This window comes from Acetobacter suratthaniensis (genome assembly GCF_017377745.1).
In the GTDB taxonomy this organism is placed as follows: Bacteria; Pseudomonadota; Alphaproteobacteria; order Acetobacterales; family Acetobacteraceae; genus Acetobacter; species Acetobacter suratthaniensis.
On sequence record NZ_JAFVMG010000002.1, the window covers coordinates 109,696 to 133,224 of the forward strand.

A 23,529-nucleotide genomic window follows, 5' to 3' on the forward strand; every position below is an offset into this window, starting at 1 on the left:
GGGTCAAAACAGCGGGGCGGTGTGCTTTATATATGGTGAGCAAGAGCCACAAAGCCCAAGCCTAAGACCCGAAATTAACGCAGGTTGTCATGATACCCGCATGCACACGAAAACCCGGCCAGCCTTTTGCGCCAACCGGGCCAGCAGGCCACAAAGAGCCTGTTCGCGCGCGAGTCATGATGGCCCGAAAGCCACCATGACTAATCAGCCCGTTACCGGATCAACCGGCGACCGGAGCAACCACTTCACGCGGGCGCTCGGCAATACGAGCGGACTTGCCGCTACGGCCACGCAGGTAATACAGCTTCGCGCGACGCACCTTACCACGACGCACGACCTTGATTTCGGCCACGGTCGGGGCATAGAGCGGGAATACGCGCTCGACACCTTCACCGTTGGAAATCTTGCGCACGGTGAAGTTGCTGTTCAGGCCCTTGTTGGAACGGGCAATCACAACGCCTTCAAACGCCTGCAGACGCACGCGCTCGCCTTCCTTAACCTGCACGGACACGCGCACGGTGTCGCCTGCTTCGAATTCCGGAACAGGGCGTTCCGCTGTCAGCCGCGCGATTTCCGCAGCTTCGTACTGCTGAATGATATTCATCTCGGTATCCTTCCTCAAACCCCTAACTGGCGTGTCTGTGCGGCCCCGCCCACAGCTACAGCCCTGTTTGTTTCCTTGCGGGCCAGCCAGGCGGACCACAGATCCGGCCTTCTTTCCCGCGTTGTTTCTTCCGCCTGCCCACGCCGCCAGGCCGCAATGGCGGCATGGTTACCTGATAGCAGGATTTCCGGCACGGCACGCCCTTCCCACTCAGCGGGACGAGTGTAGTGCGGATACTCCAGCAGCCCTTCGGAAAAACTTTCCTCCACGCCGCTTTCCTCGCTCCCCATCACGCCGGGCAGCAGGCGCACGCACGCATCCAGCAGAACCAGCGCTGCGGTTTCTCCACCAGAGAGAACATAATCCCCGATGGAAACCTCCTCAACGCCACGCGCCTGCAACACGCGCTCATCCACCCCTTCAAACCGCCCGCACAGCAACGTAACCCCCGGCCCCTGCGCATAGCGGCGCACGGTCTGCTGGGTTAACGGCCTGCCGCGTGGCGTCAGATAGACCACGGGCACACCCGCAGGCACATCCGCAGCGCTGATGGCGGCATCGGCCACATCCGGCCGAATGACCATGCCCGCGCCACCGCCAAAGGGCGTATCGTCCACAGCCCGGTGCCGCCCCAGCCCATGCTGGCGCAGATCTTCGGTCCGGCACGACCACACCCCCGCTTCCAGCGCTCTCCCGGCAAGGGAAAGCCCCAGAGGCCCCGGAAACATTTCCGGAAACAGCGTCAGCACCGTGGCATGCCATGTCATGCCGACACCCCGGCCTGCACCTGACGCCCCACACCCCGACCTTCCTCCCCCGCGACATCAGTCGGGCGGATTACGCTCACGGTACGTTGCTTCAGGTCAACCTGAGGCACACAGGCTTTTGTAAATGGCACAAGCACGCCGCCTGCCAGTTCAAGACTGGCTCCGGCACCGTAATCATGCACCATGGCCACCCGCCCCAGAGAAAGACCATTTTCGAACGCTTCCATACCGATCAGATCGGCATGATAGAATTCTTCTTCCTCTGGCTCGGGCAAGGCCTCACGCGGCACATAAAGCCGCATGTTCACCAAAGCCTGCGCCTGCGTGCGGTCAGCAACAGGCCGACCCTGCGCATCCATCAGTTCCGCAACACCTTCCCCGCCGCGCCAACGCAAAGACCAGCGACGGCCCTGCGCATCAAGCAGCGCCTCATACTGTTCCAGCGAGGCGGGATCTTCCGCATAGGAGCGCACGCGCACAAGGCCGCGCACTCCATGCGGTTTCCCCACAACACCGATCAGGATGAGATCAGGAGACATGGCGGTTCAGACGGGTTTCAGGCTGCGGCTTCTGCTGCCTTGGCGGCAGCGGCGGCACGTTCCTGAGCACGCTTCTTGGGAGCGGACTTCTTGGGCTGCTCACGGAAAGCGGGCTTTTCGGCCAGACCAGCGTTACCCAGGAAGCGGGCAACACGATCGGTCGGCTGCGCGCCCTGAGAAAGCCAGTGCGTGATACGCTCACCAACCAGACGCACGCGCTCGGCGTGGTCGGACGGCAGCATGGGGTTGTATGCGCCCACCTTTTCAATGAAACGGCCATCGCGCGGGCTACGGCTGTCAGCCACAACGATGTGGTAGTAGGGGCGCTTCTTTGCACCCGCACGGGCGAGACGAATTTTAAGACTCATTCGGACTTACTCCAGACCCAAAAACAAAAACCCGAAAACGTAACCGACGGAAACAGACCGCATCAGCGGAAAGGAGGCATACCGGGTCCACCCGGCGGGCCTCCGCCCATTCCCTTAGGCATGAGCGCGGACATCCCCTGGCGCATGAGACCTTTCACACCCAGTTTGTTGAAGCGCTTCATCATGGAGGACATCATATCAAACTGCTTGAGCAGCTTGTTGACATCCTGAACCGTTGTCCCTGACCCGGCGGCAATACGCTTCTTGCGTGACGCCTTGATGATGGAGGGCGCGCGGCGCTCCCCCTTGGTCATGGAAGAAATAATGGCAAGGTGACGCTTGAGGATGGACTGATCGAGATCCTTGTCCCCAATCGCTTCCTTGATCTTGCCCATGCCCGGCAGCATGCCCAGAATACCGGAAATGGAACCAAGCTTGTTGATCTGGCGGATCTGGGAGGCATAGTCGTCCAGATCGAATTTGCCAGCCATCATACGCTTGGCAAGACGCTCACCTTCCTCATGGTCGAGGGTATCGGCGGCTTTTTCCACCAGGCCTGCAATATCACCCAGACCGAGAATACGGCCAGCAACACGCTCGGGGTGGAACTCTTCCAGCGCATCGAGCTTTTCGCCCGAACCCGTCAGCTTGATGGGGGCGCCGGTAATGGCCTTCATGGACAGGGCGGCACCACCACGGGCATCGCCATCCATACGGGTCATGACAACGCCACTGACACCGACTGCTTCGTTAAACAGCTTGGCCGTGTTGACCGCGTCCTGCCCGGTCATGGCGTCCACAACCAGCAGGGTTTCCGCCGGGTTGACCACATCACGGATCTGGCGGACTTCGTCCATCAGGGCTTCGTCAATGGACAGGCGACCGGCCGTATCCAGAATGACGACATCATACCCTTCGCGCCGGCCTGTTTCCATGGCGCGGCGGGCGATCTCGACCGGGGTCTGCCCGGCAACAATCGGCAGGGAAACCACACCCGCCTGCGTGGCAAGCTGGGCAAGCTGCAACTGCGCCGCCGGGCGCTGGGTATCCAGCGAGGCCAGTAGCACTTTCTTGCGCTCACGCTCATGCAGGCGCAGGGCGATCTTGCCAGAGGTCGTGGTTTTACCCGACCCCTGCAAACCCACCATCAGCACCGGCACCGGCGGCACCGCGCTGAGGTTGAGCGGCACGGCACCCGCGCCGCCAAGGGCGTCAATCAGGGCATCGTTAACGATTTTGGCAACTGCCTGACCGGGAGAGATGCTGTCCAGCACCTCATGCCCGACGGCACGCTCACGCACCTTGTTAACGAAGTCTTTTACGACAGGCAGCGCAACGTCCGCATCCAGCATGGCCAGACGGACTTCGCGCATTGCCTCCATCACGTCGGCTTCGGACAGCGCGCCACGTTTTGCGAGCCCGTCAAAAACCCCGGAAAGCCTGCCTGAAAGCGCTTCGAACACCAGTACAATACCCCATAACAAAACGCGCCACTGCGCGAAAACTCGCGAGGTGGCGGTTCTTTGTGTGAGACGGGGTTAGGCCATCACCTTCCCCCTGTCAAGATCTTTGCGGGCAGGCCCCGACCCGCCCGACCCCTTTAGCCCTGACGGAACAGAACCAGAAAGCGCGCGGCGTGTTCCACCTCATCCTGCATGGCGGCCATACGGTCAGTTACCTCGGGGTCTTCCCCCCAGACCGCCATCTGCGCACGCTCATCCAGCGTGGCACAGGCTGCCAGCACTGCTGGAGACGCTGCCTCGCGTAGCAGAGCCAGCCCCAGCACGAGGCTCCCAAGCGCTGGAGCCGCAACCCCCAGCACCGCCAGTTCGGCATCTGAACAGGCGGCCAGCGCAGCCCGTAGAGCCTCAACGGCCTGTTCGGGCTGGGGTATGGGCATAACGCCCTGCGTCACCTCAAGCCGTGCACCGGTCTCGCGCGCCAGCCAGTCCAGCCAGGGGTCCCATTCCATACGCTGCCGGTCGCCCAGAGCAGGATTGGCACCATCGCGGTAACACAGCAGATCGCTGCCCGCATACGCCAGCAGACTGGCCCGCACACCTTCACGCGCCCCCGGAATCCTCTCAAGCATGGAGCCGGCAATGCCCGTCAGCGGCAGTTCCGCCGGAGTAAAGCTGCCATCGGCCGTTTGCCCGGCCGCACGCCATTCCGCCGCCAGTGCCTCAGCCAGAGCCCGCGAGGGTACGCAGAGCGGCATTCTACCCGGCAGTCTTACGCCCCGGCCATCAAGCTGCACGGCGTAACCACCCCCCTCCTGCACAACATCCACCTGTTTCCAGAAACGCTTGCGTGCGGATGACTGCTGGGGCGCGCTCATCGGAACAGCCCCAGACCCTGCAGAAGGTTCATGATCTTTTCTCCCTTACCGCTTTTTTTCGCAGGGGCCGCTGGCCCCGCAACCCCTTCGCGCGCAGTAGACAGCAGGGCTGGGCAGGAATCCGCGCTGCTGTCATCACCACCGATCGTGACACCATAACGCCCGCCGGTATCCGCATCCAGCGCGGGCCGTGGTGCCGCGACCGTTCCCCCCACCCGTATGCGCGAAGCCGCCGAAGCGCCGCCAAGCTGAAGGCGTGGCGACAGATGCAGATCAAGCGCCCCCGAACCCAGACCAACGGTGCCGCTGCCATCAAGCTGCACAAATTCGCTTTGCAGGCCCAGCGTGTCGATATGCGCCACATCGCCACCAAGCTGCATATGCGCACCAAAGCAGCGCACCGGCATCCAGCCTTTCAGGTGCGGCGCCTGCGGCCCCAGTAGCGCTTTAACCAGAGTGGCGTTAATCCCGCCATCCACCACGGACAACCCAAGATGCCCGGCCAGTGTCTGCCGCCGGGTAGCGCTATCATGCCCCTGCGCCGAAACAGCCCCCGCCACCAGCAGGTTGCCCCGCATGTCCTGCGGCAGGCCAAGCCATGTCTGCACAGCGGAAAGCGGCAGTATGACCGGGCTGGCCTTAAGGGCAAAATGCGGCCCATCGGCTGCGGGCGTTATATCCACCCGTGCCGACTGCGCGATACCGCTCCCCTGCGCTGTCAGCGGGGCAAGGCTCAGTTGCCCGGCCTGCGCCACAACATGCGCCACAAGGTCAGTCCAGCCCGTTCCCTGCCATGTCAGGCTGCGGGCACTGACATCGCCCACCCCTGACAGTGCAGCCAGCACCTGCTCCGCATCCTGCGCTTTCAGTAGCTTGAGCGTATCGGGGGTCTCTACATGGGCATTGACCCGCACCCCTTGCAGGGCAGGCAAAGCGGCATCGGGGGCAAGCTCTTCAAGCGCTCCCTGCATATCCAGAGCGGTATGCCCCACCCCGGCCGTGCCGCTGACATGCAGATGCGCCGCACCCTGCTCCAAAGACAGATCAACCGGCAAAGCCTGTGGTCTGGCACTCCAACCGCCCAGCACACCCGCCGAACCCGCAACCGAAACCGGCTGCCCGCCAACCTGCCCGACCAGATGCACCGCCACCGGGCCTGCCGGGCTGTTTGCATCGACACTGAGGCCAGCAAGAGAGGCCCCCGTGAGCCAGCGCCCGATATCCAGAGCCGCTATGCGCGCATGCAGGCGCTGGATGCCGGGCTGATCCCCCCTGCCATCCAGCGCCAGATCAAGCGAAACATTTTGCCCGGCGGGCACCCCGGCATGGGGGAAAAACACATTAAGGTCGGACAGTTGGGCCAATGAGCCCCCTACCGTCAGGCGGTAACCCAACGCCCCGCCATCAGCCCCGGAAGACGAGGGCTGAGCAGGCAGCAAAGCGCCGTCAAGATGGGCCATACCGGCATCACGACCATCCACCTTCACGGCAAGGCGCAAGGCCAGAGGCAACGGAGCAGCTCCCCACGCAAGGAGCGGGCCGGTCTGGCCTGTCAGCACGAAATGCCCACGGCCTTTTTCGCCTTCGACATGCCAGTCGGTCATGGCGCCATCCAGCCCAGTCAGGCGGGCCTGACTGAGTTGGAGCGTACCGGAGCGGTGGGTCTGCGCACTATCCCAGCTGATATCAGCCTGAGTGAGCGTGCAGTCCGACAGACCGACATTCCAGTGCAACTGCCCCTGTGCGGGGCCAAGGCTGGCCTGTGCCCCACCATCAGCCTGTCCATCGCCTGCGCCCTGAGCCTGAACTTTGGCCTGCGTCCTGCCATCGGGCAGGCGATGCAGCCGCACATGAGGCTGAACGATACTGACAGAGCGGAAAATGACCTTATGGGAAAATAGCGGCAGCAGAGACAGTCTGGCCCGCACCTGCTCAATGCTCAGCACATCCTCGCCCAGACCATTGGCGGCGGAAAGCGTGACATCCCGCGCTTCCACCCAAGGATATGGCAGAATCCAGACATGCAGGGTGCCGATATGGAGGCTGCGCCCGGTCTTTAACTGCACCGCGTCAACCAGCCGGGTACGCAGCCAGTCGGCATCCTGTGTAGCGGATACGATACTGCCACCGCCCACCAGCAGCACCGCTGCTCCGGCCAGCAGGCCGATTTTCCGTTTCAGACCCATAAGTGCCTCTCTGTTTCTGCTGCCCGCCCTTAGCCGCCCCGCCGCACGGGGGCAGGTGTGCTACCCGGCGTAAAGCCCAGATCGCGGAAGGTTCCGCGCATATGGGCTGGCAGTTCCGCCGCCACAATCAACCTGCCACCTGCGGGGTGCGGAATGTCGAGCATACGCGCATGCAAATGAAGCTGATCGGTAAAGCCCGAAGGATGCGCCGCCTCCCCTCCGTATTTGGGATCGCCCAGAATGGGTGTGCCAAGGGATTCGCAATGCACGCGCAATTGGTGAGTACGCCCGGTCAGGGGGGACAGTTCCAGCCATGAGAACCGGCGCCCCGCCGAATCCAGAACCTGATAGGCCGAGCGGGCTGACTGGGCGTCCTTATCCGAGCGGTCGGCGGCAACGGTAATCGCTCCCGGCCCGACACCAAGGCGCGCCAGCGGCTGGTCGATTTCGCCTGACTGCGGGTCAGGCCTGCCTACCACCACGGCCCAGTAAACCTTATGCACATCCCGCCCCCGGAAAGACGCCGCCAACTTGGCCGCAACGCCGGGCGTGCGCGCCAGCAGCAGCAGGCCCGATGTGTCACGGTCAATCCGGTGGACAAGACGCGGGCGCGGGTCATCACCCTCGCGCAGACCATCAAGCATCATATCAACATGCCTAGTAATGCCCGGCCCGCCCTGCACTGCCAGCCCCGCAGGCTTGTTCAGCACAATAACCTGGGCATCCTGATAGATGACCATGCCGCGGATTTCGCGCACCAGACGCTCATCCAGCGGGCGCGGCACATCCCGCGCGGGCTTTGCCGCGACAGGGATTGGCGGCACGCGCACGGCCTGCCCCGGCTCAAGACGGGTGGACGCCTCAACCCGACGACCATCCACCCGGATCTGCCCGGTGCGGCACAGTTTCTGTAACCCGCCCTGTGTCAGGTGCGGGTAATGACGGCGGAAATAACGGTCAAGGCGGATACCGGCCTCATCTTCCGTTACGCTCAAAGTGACAACGCTCATGCTGCGATATTCACGACTGGCGCCGTTCGCGCAAGCGTGACCATGTTTCCAGCCTGTGACGGACATCACGTTCATACCCCCGGCCTGTGGGGGTATAGAAGGTCTGCCGCCGCATGCCCTGCGGGAAATAATCCTGACCTGAAAAGCCTTCTTCGCTATCGTGGTCGTATTCATACCCCTTGCCGTAACCAATATCCTGCATCAGCCGGGTGGGGGCGTTCAGAATATGGGCGGGGGGCATCAGACTGCCGGTTGCCCGCGCCGCGCGCCGCGCCGCATTATAGGCCTTGTAAGAGGCGTTGGATTTGGGGGCTGTCGCCAGATGTACCACAAGCTGCGCCAGCGCCAGCTCTCCCTCTGGCGAGCCAAGCCGCTCATAGGTCTCCCACGCCGAAACCGCTAGCGGCAGGGCGTGCGGGTCGGCCATCCCCACATCTTCAGTAGCGAAGCGTGTCAGCCTGCGGGCCAGATAGCGCGGATCTTCCCCGCCTTCTAGCATACGGGCAAACCAGTATAGCGCCGCATCGGGGTCTGAACCACGCAGGGATTTATGCAGGGCGGAAATCAGGTTGTAATGCTCTTCCCGGTCGCGGTCATACAGGATCGCGCGGCGGGCGAGCAGTCTGGCCAGCGCCTTGGAATCCAGCACGCCGCTGTCCTTCAGGCTGAGAATCTGCTCGACCATGTTCAGCAGGTAACGGCCATCACCATCCGCCATGGCGCGCAGGGTGGCGCGGGCATCTTCCGTCAGGGGCAGGGTTACGTTTTCGGCCTGCTCTGCACGGGCCAGCAAGGCTTCCATTGCGACATCATCCAGCCGGTTCAGCACCATAACCTGACAGCGCGACAGCAGGGCGGAATTAAGCGCGAAGGAGGGGTTTTCGGTGGTAGCCCCCACCAGAACCACCGTGCCATCTTCCACCACTGGCAAAAAGCCATCCTGCTGGGCGCGGTTGAAACGATGGATTTCATCCACGAACAAAAGCGTGGCCCCACCGCCTTCTGCCCGCCTGCGCGCGACCTCAAAGGCTTTCTTGAGGTCAGCCACACCGGAGAATACGGCGGAAAGCTGCACAAACGTCAGCCCAGCAGCTTTAGCCAGCAGCCGGGCGATGGTGGTTTTGCCAACACCCGGCCCGCCCCACAGGATCAGACTGGCCAATGAGCCGCGCTCCAGCATACGGCTGAGCGCCCCCTCCGGCCCAAGGAGGTGCCCCTGCCCCACCACATCTGCCAGTGTTGCGGGGCGCAGCCTGTCGGCCAGCGGTTGTGTCAGGGCGGAGGAGGCAGACTCGGTGCCGCCTGCATTGTTTTGCGGCGGCGGAGCCTCGGAGCCAAAAAGATCCTCTCCCGCCAGAGGGGTGTCACGCCGTGCCGCCATGGCTGAATATCCTGCTGCCTCTAAATATCAAATAAGTGCTACCCGCGCCCATACTGCCTGAAACAGCATGGGCAACGCTTTGCACAATATCACAACGCGCCGCCGGTTTTTCCAGCCCCCGCGGCTTGTTTTGGCTTAATCAGCCTGCTGGGGCAGCACGAACAGGCTATCGGCCAGCGCCTGCCCTGCATGAATATCCGACAGGGTGACACGGGTCTGGCGGGCCTGTGCATCCGTGACGCTCCACGCCACAAGCGCCAGCGACTTTTCACGGAAAACGAGCGTCAGGCTACCATCACCCGGAGCCGAAGTCCGCACCAGCGTCACCTGCACCAACCCGCTATCGCGCACGAAATCCGTAACCGTGACATCGCCCGACAGGCTGATATGGGCGCGCAGCAGCAGGCCCAGCGGCGTGCGATCAATGGGGATAACCGTTGTCTGATCAAGCTGGTTGTCACGGAACACAACCTTACCTTCCGCCGCAACCAGCAGCAGCGGAGATGGCGGATCATAAACCAGACGCATCTTGCCCGGCCGTTGCATCCATACCGTACCGGTTTCGATCTTGCCTGCCGCATCAACCTGACGGATATGGGCCTCAAACGTGCTCTGGCGGTTCAGTTCCTGCTCGATTTTTCCCAGCAACACCCTGTCCTGCGGGGACAGCACAACACTGACCGGGCCGGATGGCGCTGCCACGGCGGGGCTATCCACGCTTGAAACCACAATACCATCATCAGCCCCGGCCGCATGCGCGGGGCCAGTGCTGGCAAGCAACAGACCACACAGAGCGACAGACAGGCACCAACGCCGCCCCATCATAGGCGCAGCAGAATTACAGGCGGGAAGAAAAGAAATTTTGTCCACGTGATACGCTTCCTTACCGTCTGTCTTTAAAGCCGTTCCAACCAGCCCGTCTCACACACGCCACAGCCCGGCTAGGAGTGCGAGGGCGACCGCCAGACCGATTTCCCGGTTCGCACGGAACTGCCGCAGGCACAAGGCCGGGTCTGCCGGGTTAACCCGCAGCGCCTGATACCCAAGCAGACAGGCGGGCAACAGCAGCGCAGGCCAGAACAGCCACCCCAACCCGGCCAGAACCGCAGCGCCCCCCAACAACACCACCATGCCCGCATAACAGGTCGCAATAAAACTGCGGGCATGCCCCGCCATCAGCCTTGATGTGGATTTGACGCCAATGCGGGCGTCATCCTCCATATCCTGAAAGCCATAGATCGTATCAAAACCAAGCTGCCACAGAATGGTTGCCCCATACAGGGCCGCCTGCGCCCATGAAAGTGCGCCAGCCGCTGCCGCATAGCCCATGGGCGCGCCAAACCCGAAGGTAAAGCCCATGACAAGCTGAGGCCACCATGTCAGCCGTTTGGCCAGCGGATAAAACGCCACCAACGCCAGAGAGGACACCCCCAGCACCCAGCTTAACGGATTGAGCTGCACCAGAACCGCCAGCCCTGCCAGCAGCAGGAAGGCCAGAAACGCCACGGCCTGTTTCATGCCCAGCGCACCACAGGCCAACGGCCGTCCCGCCGTACGGCTGACCTGCCGATCAATATCACGGTCCCACATGTCATTGACCACGCAACCCGCCGCCCGCATGACCAGACTGCCAATACCAAACAGCACAATCAGCCTGACGCGCTGCAATGGGGCCAGTCCCGCGCTCTGGGGCAGCAGAATGCCCCATATGCCCGGCAGCCATAGCAGCCATGTACCAACCGGCCTGTCCAGCCGCGCCAGCAGCGCATAAGGCCGCATGCCGCGCGGCAGACGGGAAATCCACCCAGTGGCCCGGATATCGGTATGCTGGCTCATGGCTGATACGGCATGAAAGCCCCTTTCGGCTGGCGTGTGAATGCTGCCCCCCTCTATGCCATAAAGACCCGGCATGCCATAAGCATGCGGATCATGACCGGCTTTACCCAGCTTCCGCGTCTTTACACGCCCCCTGAAACCCTGCCCCCCGGCGGGCAGGAAGCACTATGCCCTATGACCGCCGAACAGGCACGCTATCTGGGCACGGTTTTACGCCGCTCAGCGGGGGATGCGGTGCGCCTGTTCAACGCTCAGGCGGGCGAGTGGCTGGCCAGCATAGCGGATGTCCGCAAGGATAAAGGGCATTTCCGCCTTGAGCGCCCTCTGCGCCCGGCCTGCCCGCAACCTGCCCTGACACTCGCCTTTGCCCTGCTCAAGCGCGATGCCACCGATCTGGTGCTGCGCATGGGCACCGAACTGGGTGTAACCCATTTTGTGCCGGTCATAACCGAACGCACCAACAGCCACCGCGTCAATCTGGAACGGCTGCACGCCATTGCCACCGAGGCGGCGGAACAGTGCGAACGGCTCGATATTCCTGCAATCAGCGCCCCGGCTCCCCTTGTCTCGCTCATTGGGGCATGGCCCGCCGAGCGCACGCTGTTTGTCGCCCTCGAACGCATGGGCGATGCCCCTGCCCGCACTCTGGCTGAAGCCCGCGAGGCCGATGGCCTGCTGATCGGCCCTGAAGGCGGCTGGAGCGAAGTCGAGTGCCAGATGCTGGCAAAGCGCGCTTTTGTTGCTCCGGTTTCTCTCGGTTCTCTGGTGCTGCGGGCCGATACCGCAGTCGCCGCCGGGCTGGCCCTCATGGGGGGTGGCTTGCGTTCAGGAACCGTTTTGTCACAATAACGTGTCAGTCATGCCTTGCGCGTCCTGCTGCGGGGCTTTTTCTTATGCAGGCAATTTTAGGGAACTCTCATGTCCAACCCCGGCGCGGCAGACGAAACCCCCATCCGCTCAGTCAGTGTTCTGGCCGAACTGCTCGCGCAGGGCTGCAAGCCGCGTGAGGCGTGGCGTATCGGCACCGAACACGAGAAATTTGGCTTTATCCGCCCTGAAACAGCGGCCAGCGAACCCTCTCCCTATCCGGGCCTGCCCGCCTATGCCACGCCCCCTTATGCCCCCGAAGGCATTGAAGCGCTGCTCAAGTCCTTGCAGAAATCCGAACCGGATGACTGGACCTCGGTTCTGGACGGCTCGCACATTATCGGGCTGAAAGGCCGTGGAGAGCTGGCTGGCGCTGCCATCTCGCTTGAACCGGCAGGGCAGTTCGAACTGTCTGGCGCCCCCTTGCGTACCCTGCACGAAACCGCGCGTGAACTGAACGCCCATCTGGACAGCGTGCGCCCGCTGGCGCGCAAGCTCGGACTTGGGTTCTCGCCGCTGGGTTTCCACCCCACCGCCACCCGCGCTGAAATGCCGTGGATGCCCAAGTCGCGCTACGCAATCATGCGCGACTACATGCCCAAGGTTGGCAGCATGGGGCTGGATATGATGCAACGCACCTGTACGGTGCAGGTCAATCTCGATTTCGGCTCTGAACAGGACATGATCCGCAAGATGCGCGTGTCCATGGCGTTGCAGCCGGTTGCAACCGCCCTGTTTGCCAACTCCCCCTTCAAGGAAGGCAAGCCTAACAACTTCCTGTCCAACCGCGCGCAGGTCTGGACCGATACCGATAATGCCCGCTCCGGCATGCCAACCTGCGTGTTTGAGCCCGATTTCGGGTTTGAACGCTATGTGGAATGGATGCTGGACGTGCCGATGTATTTCATCATGCGCGATGGCAAGATGCACAATGTGGCCGGGCGCTCTTTCCGCGCATGGCTCAATGGTGACAGGCAGGACGGGCTGGAAGGCTTTACCCCCACCATCGGCGATTTTGAAGACCACCTGACCACCGCCTTCCCCGATGTGCGGCTCAAGCAGTTCCTTGAAATGCGTGGAGCCGATGCGGGCTCCCCCGACATGATGCAGGCACTCTCGGCACTCTGGACCGGACTGCTGTATGATGATGCCGCCCTTGAATCCGCATGGGAACTGGTGCGCGCCTATCCGTGGGAAGATTTTGTAAAGCTGCGCAGCCTCGTGCCCATGATGGGGCTCGATACGCCGTGGGGTGAAGGCACCGTGCGTGACCTCGCCGCCCAGATGATTGCCATCGCTATGGACGGCCTGCAAAGCCGCGACATCGTGGATGAAGAAAGCCAGGCAACAGAGTGGATTTACCTCGCCCCCCTGACAGGGCTGGTCGCGGGCGCACCCACACAGGCCGAACACTGGCTGGAACGCTATTACGGCGCATGGCAGGGCGATACGAGCCGTATTTTCCTCGAAAGCGAAATCTGACACCCGGCCCGGCCAGCGTCTGGGCAACCCTGATCAACCTCCATGCGGGGCAATATTTCCCGCATGGAGGCCAATATCAGGCTTTTTTGACGAACTCTGACTTCAGGTTCATATCGCCCAGACCGGTAATCCGGCAGGCGATATTGTGGCCGCCGCCACCATCCACAAGACGGATGCCGCGCACCTTGGTGCCGCCCTTGATAACCTGCGATGCACCCTTGATCTTGAGATCCTTGATAACCGTCACGCTATCGCCATCCACCAGAACGGTGCCATTGGCATCCTTGACCACCGGCTGACCATCATCTTCAGCCTGTTCGGCGGGCGCATTCGCGCTCCATTCATGCCCGCATTCGGGGCAGACCCACAGCCCCCCATCCTCATAAGGATGTTCGGACGAGCAATGTGGGCAGTGCATTTCCATGATGAAAATCAGCCTTCTTTCCAAAGAGAAAGCCGCACCCTACAGGATCGCTGCTCACAGGCATATCCCCGCCCACATCTGAAACACCCTGCACGCAGGTTTCAGGCGGTTTTCATCAGAAGACGGCTGACACTGATCAACGCGGCCGCCAGCGCCACACAGGCCGCCATAAACAGACAATCATGCGTGGCTCTGGTTGCGAACAGGCCAAAAAACGCTGCCACCCCCATAGCACCAACAGTCTGCCCTGCCTGCCGCGCCACCTGCACCATGCCGCTTGCCCCACCCGCACGCATACCCGGCGCGGCAACCATCATGGCCCGGTTATTCGGCGGCTGGAAAAAACCAAACCCCCAGCCCGCTATCGCTGTACGCCACACAATATCCCATATCGCCGGATGTGCAGGCAGCCGCCAGAGCAGCAGAAAGCCACAGGCCGTAATGCTCAGCCCTATGGAAGAGAGCACGCCAGCCTCGTAACGGTCAGCCACCCGGCGAATAACCGGCGCGGATAACAGGATACCAATCGGCCAGGGCGTAATGAGCAGACCCGTCTGGGCTGAAGACAGGCCCAACGTGTCATGCAGCATGAACGGCATGGAAACGATATAGAAATTGGAGGCCACAAAACCAGCAAAGCCGCTAATAAACGCCAGTGTAAAAGCGGGCTTTCCCAGCAGATCTACCGGCAGGATCGGATGGGGCACATGCCGTTCGCGCCGGGTCAGCAAAACACCTGTGGCAAGCCCCGCCACCAGCAAAAAACAGGACAGAACAACGCCCTGCTGGTGTGCCAGTGAATCGCCCCCCATGATGCACAGGCCAAATGCCAGCATGCACAACACACTGCCCGTGCTGTCGGGCATGGCGTCCGTTCGGGGCGTATCAGGCAGGGCAAAGGCCGCAACCCCAAGCGCCAGAGCCCCCATAGGCAGGTTGATCCAGAACAGCCACGGCCATGCACCCATCGTCAGGATAACCGCCGCAGCCGTTGGCCCCATGGCCACGCCCAGCGCAACCACGACACCATTAAGGGCAACCCCGCGCCCGATTTCCGCATGAGGATAGATAAAGCGCACCAGAGCGATGTTCACGCTCATAATGCACGCACCACCAACGCCCTGCAAAACCCGCGCCATGGCCAGAAATGGCAGGCTGGTCGCCACCGCGCAAAGCAGAGAGGCCACCATGAACAGCACAATGCCTGCCCGGCACAGCCGCGCAAAGCCCACACGGCTCCCTAATGCCGCCAAAGGCAGGAGCGTGACCAGACTGGCCATCTGATAGGCATTAACCACCCAGATAGACGCCGAAGACGAGGCGTGCAGGTCTCGGGCAATATCAGGCAGCGCCACATTGGCAATGGCGTAATCCAGCAGAGCAAGGAAAACCGACAGGGCCACGGCCAGCATGGCCCAGCCACGCGCCGTGCCATACAGCCCCCCCGTCCCGTCTGCTACAACGGGTTGCGCGGGCGTTGCCACGTCCTGCGTATTCATGCCTGATTTCACCTCCTGCGTTGCATGCCCCGCGCCTTTTGCGCCAGAGACCGGCCTTTGCCTGCGCGCAGCACAGCCCAATCAGGGCGGAACAGGGTCAGGAGGGTGAAAGACCTGACCCTGCCAGAACGACTTAGCGATCCGCGTAAGGGTTTTTGGTGCCTCGGGTCTGTAGACGGATCGGCACGCCCGGCAGATCAAAGGTTTCACGCAGGCCATTCACCAGATACCGCTTGTAATCCTCTGGCATCTGCTCGGCCCGTGTGCCGAAAACGACAAAGGTCGGCGGCCGTGCCTTGACCTGCGTCATGTAACGCAGTTTCAGCCTCTTGCCGTTAACGAGCGGCGGCTGGTGCCGTTCCTGCATCTCTTCGAACCAGCGGTTAAGCTCGCCCGTAGGTACGCGCGCATTCCATACTGTCCATGCGTCCCGCACGGCCGGTAGCAGTTTATGCACGGCCACCCCTGTCAGGGCCGAGAACGTCACCACCGGCACGCCACGCATCTGCGCCAGAGAAATGCTCAGCCTGTCCAGAATGGCCTTGCGGGTTTCCGCCCGGTCTTCCACCGCGTCCCATTTATTGAGCGCCAGCACACAGGCCCGGCCCTCGCGCTCGATCAACCGCGCGATCTGAAGATCCTGCTCCTGCACACCCAGTGTCGCATCGAGCACAAGAATGGCGACTTCCGCCATTTTCAGCGCTTCGATAGAAGCCGAGACGGACATTTTTTCCAGCGCTTCGTCAATCCGGGCTTTTTTACGCAGGCCCGCCGTATCAACGATCTCGAACGTGTCATCCCCATCATGCAGGGTCACGGCAATGGAATCGCGCGTCAGCCCCGGCTCGGGGCCGGTGATCATGCGCTCTTCACCCAACAGGGTGTTAAGCAGCGTGGACTTGCCCGCATTAGGCCGCCCCACAATCGCCACGCGCATCGGCCCCGGCGGACGGGCATCCGCTTCGGCATCCGGGTCTTCCTGTTCGTCTTCTTCATCCCGCCCGCTGCTGGCAAGCTGGGGAAGACGCTCGGCAATTTCCCACATCAGGTCGGTCACGCCTTCGCCATGCTCGGCGGACAGAGCGACCGGCTCACCCAGACCAAGGGCATAGGCTTCCAGCGCGGACGCCGTACCCTGTCGTCCTTCGGCCTTATTGGCCAGCAGCAGCACTGGCCGGTTCTGACGGCGTATCCATTGGGCGAAGTGTTCATCTGCCGGGGTAATACCCGCACGCGCATCAATGCAGAACAGCACCAGATCCGCCTCATGCACGGCACTTTCAGAAGACGCGCGCATACGCCCGAACAGGCTATCCGGTGCGGCTTCTTCCAGCCCGGCGGTGTCGATCAGGCGCACATAACGCCCGCGCACCAGCGCCACCCCTTCCTTACGGTCGCGGGTCACGCCGGGGGTATCCGCCACCAGCGCCTGCCTGCGGCCTACCAGACGGTTGAAAAGGGTCGATTTACCCACATTCGGCCGCCCGGCAATAACCACAACCGGCAGATCTCCGGTGGGCAACGGCGCGGGCGGGCGCATGGGTTTGTAGCGATCAGCCATAGGAACGCAGATATCCTTCATTCGTGGCGATCAACATCTGGCCGTCCACTATAATCGGCGCCATGCAGGCCGGGCTGTCCATGGCATCCACTGAAATAATCCGGCCGGTTGCCGGATCAACACGCACCATACCGTTTTCGGGCAGGGTGCTCAGGCATACGAGTTGGCCACCAGCCAGAACCGGGCCAAACCAGGTAACGATATCCTTATCCGAATCCAGCTTACGGAAACGGCGGAACTGCGTGATCCAGCGCACATGCCCGGACAGCCGGTCAATACAGGCAAGCTGCTGATCCAGCGACAGCACGAACAGCCAGTCACCTACAATCAGGATATTGTTCAGACTGGCGACCGAGCGTTCCCAAACGCGCCGCCCGGTGCGGATATCGACCGCAGCGAGAACCTGCGCCATGCTGACCGCATACACCACGCTGCCCACGATCACGGGCATACCGCGCACACAGGAGAGGTTAAGCGTGCTGGCCTGACTGTTCACGTTGCCCAGCATTTCTGCCCAGACAACCTCGCCACTCGCCGCACGGAAAGCCACGAGGTCTCCCCCGCCAAAGCCTGCCACCACCACGCCATTGGCATAAGCCGGGGCTGGCTGGCCAAACACCGTGGTTTCAACCGAGGTGGCGGCGTAACTCCAGAGCTGGCGACCGGTCGCGGCATCCAGCGCGTAAAAACGCTCATCAATGGTGCCGAAGAACACCCGCCCTTCCGCAATGGTGGGGGCAGAGCGGCCGGGTACGCCAATATCCGTACGCCACTTGACCTTGCCGGTCGCGACATTGACCGCCAGAGCCTGAGACACGCCATCGACAATATAGAGCGTATCACCATCGACACCCAGCCCGCCGCCCAGATTGCTGGACAGAAGCTTTTTGGGGCGCGGGTTGAACGTCCATTCATGTCGCATACCGGGCCATGAAAACGCCCGGATGACGCCTTGCGCATCCATCATGAACAGGCGACCGCCATGCACGATCGGTTCGCACTGAATGATACCGCGCCCGAGCGAACCCAGAGCCGCCCATGCCAGCAGGCTGGGCTCGGAAATACCAGCACCGATGCTCCGCCGCCAGCGGGCATGCAGGCCGCCCCACGCATAGTTGCTGCCGACATGATCCGGCACGCGGCCATTGACCGGCCATTCCGATACCGTGATCGAGGCTGGCACGGTAATGGCGGTCTTGTCTTCCTTGTCCACCACCAGCGCCTCACCGGAGGACAGGATGTCCGTGCGGTGGCCTACCAGCGGCACTTTTTTCTCATCATCATCGCAGCCCGCGAGAACAGGGGCGATAGCCCCGGCCACCAGCAGGCCCCGGCGGGTCAATCCTTGATGACGGGGCTGGCCCGGCATTGTTTTGCTGCTCATGCTCTTATCCTGCTGACGGGTCGAGGGCCTGCATCATGTCCTGTGCGCGGCTACGCACGCCACCGGGCAGATCAGGCTGGGCCATTAGGGCCGCGAATTTCCGGCGCGCATCATCAATATGCCCTTCACGCACATCCAGCAGGGCCAGCGCTTCGGTTGCCAATCCGTACCAAGGCTGATCCTTGCCAGAAAGAACGGACAGGCGCGAGCGCAGTTCCGCCGGGTTTGCGGTATCAAGCTGCTGGCGGCACCACAGGAGCGAGGCCAGATCACGCAGCAGGCGGGGTGCGTTTTCATCCGCCTGCACACTATCCCACGCGGCCAGAGCGGCTTTGGTATCACCCCGTGCCGCCTGCATGCCCGCTTCCTGCAAGCGGGCCAGAACGGCAATGCCCCCCGGCGCATGTCCAGCGAGTTCACGCAGGCTGTCGAGACCTGTCTGCTCCGCCTTGCCCAGCACGGCAGGGCTGCTCGCCCCCGGCAGCGGAGCGGGCAGGTTACTGGTCTGGTTCAGGGCGGTCAGATATGTACCTGTCGCCTTCTCGCGGGCGGTCTTGAGCTGGTTCACATGCCATGCCCAGCCCCCTCCGGCCAGCGCGACAGCCACAACCGCCGCCGCCGCCAACCCGGCATACCGCCATGCCACACGACGCAGGCGCTCGGCCCGCAGAGCGTCATCCACTTCCCTGAAAAGATCCTCTGACACGTTCCGGCCTGTCCTGTTTCCTGAATCCGCGCTGGCACTTCGGGCATTACTCGCCTGACTACACGCATATCTGCCCCAGCCAGCGGTATCACACAAGGCGCAAAGCCCCATGCGTGGCAAAGCATCGCTCTCTCGCCCCGCCTAGCAAGGGCCAGCCACCCCGACCATTGCCTTTGACCCACCGCCTTTCTGTCTGGGGGCGGGTTAGCCGCGCTGGCCGGGACGACCTGATATTACTGCGCTGCTTTCTGAAGCCGCGTGCTGCCTGCCTTGAGTGTTGCCGTGAGTTTTTCAAAGTTGGCGGCAATACGCTTCTGCACGGCGGCGCTGCTATCATGCACGAAGGTAATGCGATCCTTTGCATCCTCGCTGATGGCGGTTTCCTCGTGCAGGGCCGAGCGTACGACACAACTGTTATAGGCACGGGCTTCCTTCTGGTAAGCGCTCACCTTGTCCACACTGGCATTGTAGCGCTCCACACTGGAAACATCGACGGCGGGGGCGGCGGGTTCCTCACCGCAGTTCTGCGGCGTCCATACGTGTCCGGCAGCCCGAACAGGCGTCACATTCTGGCTCCAGCCACAGGCCAGAACCACACCAGCAAGCAGGGCAGTCTTTTTTTTCATGATTCTGTCTTCTCCACTCATGATCGGGGGCTTTTTCCAAAGCCATGCAAGCCCCCCGCCGAAATCCGCAGCCGAGACCAACCCGATTTTTCTCTTCTGGCACAGGCCCGCCAAAAGTCCAGTGACCCCATGCGTGAACGCTTGGACAAGCCCCGCAACCCGGTATAGACCTATTGCAATGCACATGCTTTTCATTACGGCCACACGGCTGGGCGATGCGGTAATCTCAACCGGCATTCTGGCCGAACTGCTGCGCCGCCATCCGGGCGTGCGCATTACCATTGCCTGTGGGCCTGTACCAGCCGAACTTTTCAGCCATGTTCCGGGACTCGAACGCATCCTGATCATGGAAAAGCAGCCTTACGACCTGCACTGGCTAAAACTCTGGAAAGCCTGCGTAGGCCAGCGGTGGGACATAACGGTAGACCTGCGCGGTTCCGCCACCACCCTGCTCCTGCGCTCAGGCCGACGCCTGATCATGCGCGGGGGCAGACGCCCCGGCCGTAGAATAGAACATCTGGCAGCCCTGCTGGGCCAGACCCCTCCGCCCCTGCCCACACTCTGGTCTAGCGAGACCGAACGCGCACAGGCCCTAGCCCTCATCCCCCCCACACAGCAGGTGATCGCACTCGGCCCCACCGCCAACTGGACAGGAAAAATCTGGCCTGTCGAGCGGCACATAGCACTCTGGCAGGCTATCCGCGCCACATACCCGCAGGCACGCCCGGCCATTTTCTATGGCCCCGGCACGCAGGAAGCGGGCCTTGCCCGCCCCCTGCTTGATGCCCTACCCGATGCGCTGGATATGGGCGGGCGCTTCACGCTTACCCAGACAGCCGCCCTGCTTGCCCGCTGTGCGCTGTATGTAGGCAACGATTCTGGTCTAATGCACATGGCCGCAGCCGCAGGCACGCCCACGCTAGGACTGTTCGGGCCTTCTCGGGCGTCCGAATACGCACCAGCGGGCCCACGGGCACACTGGATTGCCGCCCCCGGCCCGGAGGGCGAAGCGCCAATCGCGGGACTGAGCATAGAAACCGTTACCAGCGCCGCACTGGCCCTGCTCAAGGAGAATGCGGCATGACCACAGAACAAACCCTTTCGCTGCCCCGGGTTGCCCATGTCATGGCGGGGGCCGCCGCCGGAGGGGCCGAACTGTTTTTTGAACGCCTGTGCATGGCGCAGGCTGCACAGGGCATGCCCGTACTGCCCATCATCCGCCGCAATGCCGAGCGCACGGCCCGCCTGAGCAGCACAGGCGCACAACCACTGCAACTCCCCTTTGGCGGCAAGCTGGATTTGCGGACCGGCCCGCGCCTGCGCCGCGCTCTACAGGCTTTCGCTCCCCGCGTAACCATTGCGTGGATGAACCGCGCCGCCCAGTTTACCCCCAAAGGCGACTGGGTTCTGGCCGGGCGGCTTGGGGGCTATTACGATCTGGCCTATTACCGCCGCTGCACCCATCTGATCGGCAATACACGCGGGCTGAAAAGCTGGATGATCGAGCAGGGGTGGGACGAAAAACGCGTTCACTACCTGCCAAATTTCGCAACCGATCTGGCCGACACGCCGCCACTCTGGCCCGCACAGGTGCCGCACGGTGCCCCCTTTCTGCTGGCACTTGGCCGCCTGCATGCCAACAAGGCCTTCGATGTCCTGATCCGCAGCCTGAGGACTGTGCCGCATATTCCGCTTGTTATCGTAGGCGAAGGCCCCGAACGCGCAGCGCTGGAGGAACTTGCCCGCCGCGAAGGCGTGCAGGAGCGTGTGTTCATGCCCGGCTGGGCGACTGATCCGGGGGGGCTGATCCGGGCCTGCACGGCGCTGGTCTGCCCGTCCCGCCACGAACCGTTGGGTAATGTGGTGATTGAAGGTTTTTCAGCCGCGCGGCCTGTCGTGGCGGCGGCATCGCAAGGCCCGACCGAGCTGATCGAACAGGGGCATAACGGCCTTCTGGCCCCGATAGAGGACGCAACAGCACTGGCAACAGCCCTTAATGAAGTGCTGGAAAACCCCGCACTGGCGCGCAATCTGGCTCTCGCCGGGCGGGAAACCTACGCAAAAACCTTTGCCCCGGCCCCCGTCCTGCATGCGTGGCAAACTTTCCTCTGCACGGTGGAGAACACCTAAATGTGCGGCATTGCCGGGCTGGCCTACACCGTAGCCACCCCTCCCTGCCCGGAGCCGGTGCTGGACGCTCTGGCCTCCGCCCTACGCCACCGTGGGCCGGACGGTGCGCATATCCACCGTGAAAACGGGGTTGATCTTGTGCATACGCGCCTGTCCATCATTGATCTGGCGGGGGGCGATCAACCTCTGATCAACCAGAGCGCAACACTGGTGGCCAACGGCGAACTCTATAACGACCCGCAGATCCGCCAGCGCCTTGGCCCAGCCGCCTTCCAAACCGGGAGCGACTGCGAATCCGCGCTCGCACTGTTCACCCGTGAAGGGGCCGAATACCCGCGCCATTTACGCGGCATGTATGCCATCGCCCTGCATGATACCCGCTCAGGTGAGGTGCTGCTCACACGCGATCCGTTTGGTATCAAACCACTTTACATGGCCGAAACCAGCTACGGGCTTGCTTTTGCATCCGAACCCGCAGCCCTGTTGCAGGCGGGACTGGTCGCACGCGGCTTATGCCCGACTGCGCGTGAAGCCTTGCTGCAACTCCGCTTCATACCCGGTGAGTACACCATTTTTCCCGGTATCCGCCGTGTACTGCCCGGCGAGACACTACGCATTGCCAACGGGCAGATTACCAGCCGGTTCCGCCAGCCCGCCCTACCCACGACCCATAAGACCGACCTGCTGCCCGAACGCTGCGGCAACACCTCGGAAGAAAGAACGCTGGCCTTACTGGATGCAGCCCTGATGGACAGTGTCTCCGCCCATGAACGCGCGGATGTTCCCTTCGGCCTGTTCCTGTCTGGCGGCATAGACAGCGCGTGTATCTTAACCGCCATGAGCCGCCTCAAACGCGCCAGTGCGCACCCCACCCAGCCCTTGCGGACATGGACAGCCACCTTCGATGCCACAGGCGCCGCCAACGAGGCCGAAGCCGCCCGCGCACTGGCGCAGGATGCGGGGGCCGAACATGAAACGCTGATGGTCACACGGAAGATGGTCTGGCGACACCTGCCAGAAATCGTCGCCTGCATGGACGACCCGGCAGCGGATTACGCCATTATCCCCACATGGTTTCTGGCCCGCCGCGCTGCTTCTGAAGTCAGGGTCGTGCTCTCGGGCGAAGGCGGAGATGAACTATTCTGCGGCTACGGGCGTTACCGCGCCGCCACCCGCCCCTGGTGGGCTGGCCGCAAGCGCCCGTGGCGACGCGGTGTTTTTGACGGGCTGGAGATTCTACGCACCGACCGCCCCGGTGCGGATACAAACTGGCGCGCGGGCATTCGCGCGGCTGAACAGGCCGCCGCCCTTGCCCCCACACCGCTCGCACGCGTGCAGGCCGCCGATGTGGCGGAGTGGCTCCCCAATGACCTGCTGCTCAAACTCGACCGCTGCCTGATGGCCCACGGGCTTGAAGGCCGCACTCCGCTGCTTGATCCGGTGGTGGCTGATGTGGCCCGCCGCCTGCCCGATAACCTGCGCGTGCGGCATGGGCAGGGCAAATGGCTCCTGCGCCGCTGGCTGGCGCAACATGCCCCGGCCGCCCGCCCGTTTGCCCGCAAGCAGGGCTTTACGGTGCCGATTGGCACATGGATTGCACAGGACGGCCAGAAGCTGGGCGCACTGGTGGCCAGTCAGGACTGCATAGCCGAAATTGCCCACCCCGAACGCGTGCGTGCGCTTTTCATGGCAGCGGATAAAACCCGCGAAGGTGCCTGTGCATGGGGGCTGCTGTTCTATGCCCTGTGGCACCGCACCCATGTGCAGGCACGGCCCCTCGCGGGCGATGTATTTGAAACTCTGGCTGTTTGAAACAACGCC

General features: G+C 62.6%; 22 protein-coding genes. 5 read left to right on the forward strand and 17 right to left on the reverse strand.

Annotated features, from left to right (window positions below; all coding sequences use genetic code 11):
• Window positions 1-220: 220 nt before the first annotated feature.
• The 11 genes from rplS to ubiA form a co-directional block, all read right to left on the reverse strand.
• Window positions 221-604: a 50S ribosomal protein L19 gene (gene rplS / locus J2D75_RS04070; RefSeq protein ID WP_025861518.1), complete on the reverse strand. Its 384-nt coding sequence runs from the start codon at window positions 602-604 to the stop codon at window positions 221-223.
• Window positions 605-618: 14 nt separating this feature from the next.
• Window positions 619-1,371, reverse strand: a complete 753-nt coding sequence (trmD, locus tag J2D75_RS04075; protein WP_207853115.1) for a tRNA (guanosine(37)-N1)-methyltransferase TrmD — start codon at window positions 1,369-1,371, stop codon at window positions 619-621.
• Window positions 1,368-1,910: a ribosome maturation factor RimM gene (gene rimM / locus J2D75_RS04080; protein WP_207853117.1), complete on the reverse strand. Its 543-nt coding sequence runs from the start codon at window positions 1,908-1,910 to the stop codon at window positions 1,368-1,370. The genes trmD and rimM overlap by 4 nt, the downstream gene beginning before the upstream one ends.
• A 17-nt stretch (window positions 1,911-1,927) precedes the next feature.
• Window positions 1,928-2,278, reverse strand: coding sequence for a 30S ribosomal protein S16 (gene rpsP / locus J2D75_RS04085; RefSeq protein WP_207853119.1), 351 nt, complete (start codon window positions 2,276-2,278; stop codon window positions 1,928-1,930).
• Window positions 2,279-2,340: 62 nt separating this feature from the next.
• A complete protein-coding gene (gene ffh, locus J2D75_RS04090; RefSeq protein ID WP_207853120.1) occupies window positions 2,341-3,741 on the reverse strand; it encodes a signal recognition particle protein in 1,401 nt (466 codons plus the stop codon).
• 137 nt (window positions 3,742-3,878) lie between these two features.
• Window positions 3,879-4,616 carry an ATP12 family chaperone protein gene (locus J2D75_RS04095; protein WP_207853122.1) on the reverse strand — a complete coding sequence of 246 codons (738 nt, stop codon included), beginning with the start codon at window positions 4,614-4,616 and terminating at the stop codon, window positions 3,879-3,881.
• Window positions 4,613-6,802 (reverse strand): AsmA family protein, encoded by a 2,190-nt coding sequence (locus tag J2D75_RS04100; RefSeq protein WP_207853124.1) that lies wholly within the window; start codon window positions 6,800-6,802, stop codon window positions 4,613-4,615. Before J2D75_RS04100 ends, J2D75_RS04095 begins: the two co-directional genes overlap by 4 nt.
• Before the next feature lie 29 nt (window positions 6,803-6,831).
• The gene (locus J2D75_RS04105; RefSeq protein WP_207853126.1) at window positions 6,832-7,812 is read right to left on the reverse strand and encodes an RluA family pseudouridine synthase; all 981 of its coding nucleotides are present in this window, start codon (window positions 7,810-7,812) and stop codon (window positions 6,832-6,834) included.
• Between the two features lie 10 nt (window positions 7,813-7,822).
• On the reverse strand, window positions 7,823-9,193 hold the full coding sequence (locus J2D75_RS04110; protein ID WP_207853128.1) for a replication-associated recombination protein A: 1,371 nt from the start codon (window positions 9,191-9,193) through the stop codon (window positions 7,823-7,825).
• Window positions 9,194-9,328: 135 nt separating this feature from the next.
• Window positions 9,329-10,018 (reverse strand): LolA family protein, encoded by a 690-nt coding sequence (locus J2D75_RS04115; protein WP_207853355.1) that lies wholly within the window; start codon window positions 10,016-10,018, stop codon window positions 9,329-9,331.
• Window positions 10,019-10,114: 96 nt separating this feature from the next.
• Window positions 10,115-11,029 (reverse strand): 4-hydroxybenzoate octaprenyltransferase, encoded by a 915-nt coding sequence (gene ubiA, locus J2D75_RS04120; RefSeq protein WP_207853130.1) that lies wholly within the window; start codon window positions 11,027-11,029, stop codon window positions 10,115-10,117.
• Between the two features lie 93 nt (window positions 11,030-11,122).
• On the opposite strand from ubiA, the gene J2D75_RS04125 reads away from it, so the two are divergent.
• Both J2D75_RS04125 and J2D75_RS04130 read left to right on the forward strand, forming a co-directional pair.
• A complete protein-coding gene (locus J2D75_RS04125) occupies window positions 11,123-11,878 on the forward strand; it encodes a 16S rRNA (uracil(1498)-N(3))-methyltransferase (protein WP_207853357.1) in 756 nt (251 codons plus the stop codon).
• Between the two features lie 69 nt (window positions 11,879-11,947).
• The gene (locus J2D75_RS04130) at window positions 11,948-13,378 is read left to right on the forward strand and encodes a glutamate--cysteine ligase (RefSeq protein WP_207853132.1); all 1,431 of its coding nucleotides are present in this window, start codon (window positions 11,948-11,950) and stop codon (window positions 13,376-13,378) included.
• Between the two features lie 76 nt (window positions 13,379-13,454).
• Here J2D75_RS04130 and J2D75_RS04135 read toward each other — a convergent pair whose 3' ends face one another.
• The 6 genes from J2D75_RS04135 to J2D75_RS04160 form a co-directional block, all read right to left on the reverse strand.
• Complete coding sequence (locus J2D75_RS04135; RefSeq protein WP_207853358.1) at window positions 13,455-13,796, reverse strand: zinc ribbon domain-containing protein YjdM; 342 nt, start codon at window positions 13,794-13,796, stop codon at window positions 13,455-13,457.
• A gap of 107 nt (window positions 13,797-13,903) precedes the next feature.
• On the reverse strand, window positions 13,904-15,301 hold the full coding sequence (locus tag J2D75_RS04140) for an MFS transporter (RefSeq protein ID WP_207853134.1): 1,398 nt from the start codon (window positions 15,299-15,301) through the stop codon (window positions 13,904-13,906).
• Window positions 15,302-15,434: 133 nt separating this feature from the next.
• Window positions 15,435-16,841, reverse strand: a complete 1,407-nt coding sequence (gene der, locus J2D75_RS04145) for a ribosome biogenesis GTPase Der (protein ID WP_207853360.1) — start codon at window positions 16,839-16,841, stop codon at window positions 15,435-15,437.
• Window positions 16,842-16,854: 13 nt separating this feature from the next.
• Complete coding sequence (locus J2D75_RS04150) at window positions 16,855-18,246, reverse strand: PQQ-like beta-propeller repeat protein (RefSeq protein ID WP_207853136.1); 1,392 nt, start codon at window positions 18,244-18,246, stop codon at window positions 16,855-16,857.
• Between the two features lie 4 nt (window positions 18,247-18,250).
• Window positions 18,251-18,952 (reverse strand): tetratricopeptide repeat protein, encoded by a 702-nt coding sequence (locus tag J2D75_RS04155; RefSeq protein ID WP_207853138.1) that lies wholly within the window; start codon window positions 18,950-18,952, stop codon window positions 18,251-18,253.
• A gap of 233 nt (window positions 18,953-19,185) precedes the next feature.
• On the reverse strand, window positions 19,186-19,578 hold the full coding sequence (locus tag J2D75_RS04160; RefSeq protein ID WP_207853140.1) for a hypothetical protein: 393 nt from the start codon (window positions 19,576-19,578) through the stop codon (window positions 19,186-19,188).
• A gap of 178 nt (window positions 19,579-19,756) precedes the next feature.
• Between J2D75_RS04160 and J2D75_RS04165 the strand changes: the two genes are divergently transcribed.
• From J2D75_RS04165 to asnB, 3 genes are read left to right on the forward strand one after another with little or no spacing between them, the layout of a single operon-like run.
• Window positions 19,757-20,662: a glycosyltransferase family 9 protein gene (locus J2D75_RS04165; RefSeq protein WP_207853142.1), complete on the forward strand. Its 906-nt coding sequence runs from the start codon at window positions 19,757-19,759 to the stop codon at window positions 20,660-20,662.
• On the forward strand, window positions 20,659-21,708 hold the full coding sequence (locus J2D75_RS04170; protein ID WP_243428480.1) for a glycosyltransferase: 1,050 nt from the start codon (window positions 20,659-20,661) through the stop codon (window positions 21,706-21,708). Before J2D75_RS04165 ends, J2D75_RS04170 begins: the two co-directional genes overlap by 4 nt.
• Window positions 21,709-23,520, forward strand: a complete 1,812-nt coding sequence (gene asnB / locus J2D75_RS04175; protein WP_207853144.1) for an asparagine synthase (glutamine-hydrolyzing) — start codon at window positions 21,709-21,711, stop codon at window positions 23,518-23,520.
• The last annotated feature ends 9 nt before the right edge of the window (window positions 23,521-23,529 follow it).

What these genes read in the sequence shown, in the direction of transcription:
- rplS (WP_025861518.1), bottom strand. Translation starts at nt 604, where the DNA reads ATGAATATCATTCAGCAGTACGAAGCTGCGGAAATCGCGCGGCTGACA.
- trmD (WP_207853115.1), bottom strand. Translation starts at nt 1,371, where the DNA reads ATGACATGGCATGCCACGGTGCTGACGCTGTTTCCGGAAATGTTTCCG.
- rimM (WP_207853117.1), bottom strand. Translation starts at nt 1,910, where the DNA reads ATGTCTCCTGATCTCATCCTGATCGGTGTTGTGGGGAAACCGCATGGA.
- rpsP (WP_207853119.1), bottom strand. Translation starts at nt 2,278, where the DNA reads ATGAGTCTTAAAATTCGTCTCGCCCGTGCGGGTGCAAAGAAGCGCCCC.
- J2D75_RS04095 (WP_207853122.1), bottom strand. Translation starts at nt 4,616, where the DNA reads ATGAGCGCGCCCCAGCAGTCATCCGCACGCAAGCGTTTCTGGAAACAG.
- J2D75_RS04100 (WP_207853124.1), bottom strand. Translation starts at nt 6,802, where the DNA reads ATGGGTCTGAAACGGAAAATCGGCCTGCTGGCCGGAGCAGCGGTGCTG.
- J2D75_RS04105 (WP_207853126.1), bottom strand. Translation starts at nt 7,812, where the DNA reads ATGAGCGTTGTCACTTTGAGCGTAACGGAAGATGAGGCCGGTATCCGC.
- J2D75_RS04110 (WP_207853128.1), bottom strand. Translation starts at nt 9,193, where the DNA reads ATGGCGGCACGGCGTGACACCCCTCTGGCGGGAGAGGATCTTTTTGGC.
- J2D75_RS04115 (WP_207853355.1), bottom strand. Translation starts at nt 10,018, where the DNA reads ATGATGGGGCGGCGTTGGTGCCTGTCTGTCGCTCTGTGTGGTCTGTTG.
- ubiA (WP_207853130.1), bottom strand. Translation starts at nt 11,029, where the DNA reads ATGAGCCAGCATACCGATATCCGGGCCACTGGGTGGATTTCCCGTCTG.
- J2D75_RS04125 (WP_207853357.1), top strand. Translation starts at nt 11,123, where the DNA reads ATGACCGGCTTTACCCAGCTTCCGCGTCTTTACACGCCCCCTGAAACC.
- J2D75_RS04130 (WP_207853132.1), top strand. Translation starts at nt 11,948, where the DNA reads ATGTCCAACCCCGGCGCGGCAGACGAAACCCCCATCCGCTCAGTCAGT.
- J2D75_RS04135 (WP_207853358.1), bottom strand. Translation starts at nt 13,796, where the DNA reads ATGCACTGCCCACATTGCTCGTCCGAACATCCTTATGAGGATGGGGGG.
- J2D75_RS04140 (WP_207853134.1), bottom strand. Translation starts at nt 15,301, where the DNA reads ATGAATACGCAGGACGTGGCAACGCCCGCGCAACCCGTTGTAGCAGAC.
- der (WP_207853360.1), bottom strand. Translation starts at nt 16,841, where the DNA reads ATGCGCCCGCCCGCGCCGTTGCCCACCGGAGATCTGCCGGTTGTGGTT.
- J2D75_RS04150 (WP_207853136.1), bottom strand. Translation starts at nt 18,246, where the DNA reads ATGAGCAGCAAAACAATGCCGGGCCAGCCCCGTCATCAAGGATTGACC.
- J2D75_RS04160 (WP_207853140.1), bottom strand. Translation starts at nt 19,578, where the DNA reads ATGAAAAAAAAGACTGCCCTGCTTGCTGGTGTGGTTCTGGCCTGTGGC.
- J2D75_RS04165 (WP_207853142.1), top strand. Translation starts at nt 19,757, where the DNA reads ATGCACATGCTTTTCATTACGGCCACACGGCTGGGCGATGCGGTAATC.
- J2D75_RS04170 (WP_243428480.1), top strand. Translation starts at nt 20,659, where the DNA reads ATGACCACAGAACAAACCCTTTCGCTGCCCCGGGTTGCCCATGTCATG.
- asnB (WP_207853144.1), top strand. Translation starts at nt 21,709, where the DNA reads ATGTGCGGCATTGCCGGGCTGGCCTACACCGTAGCCACCCCTCCCTGC.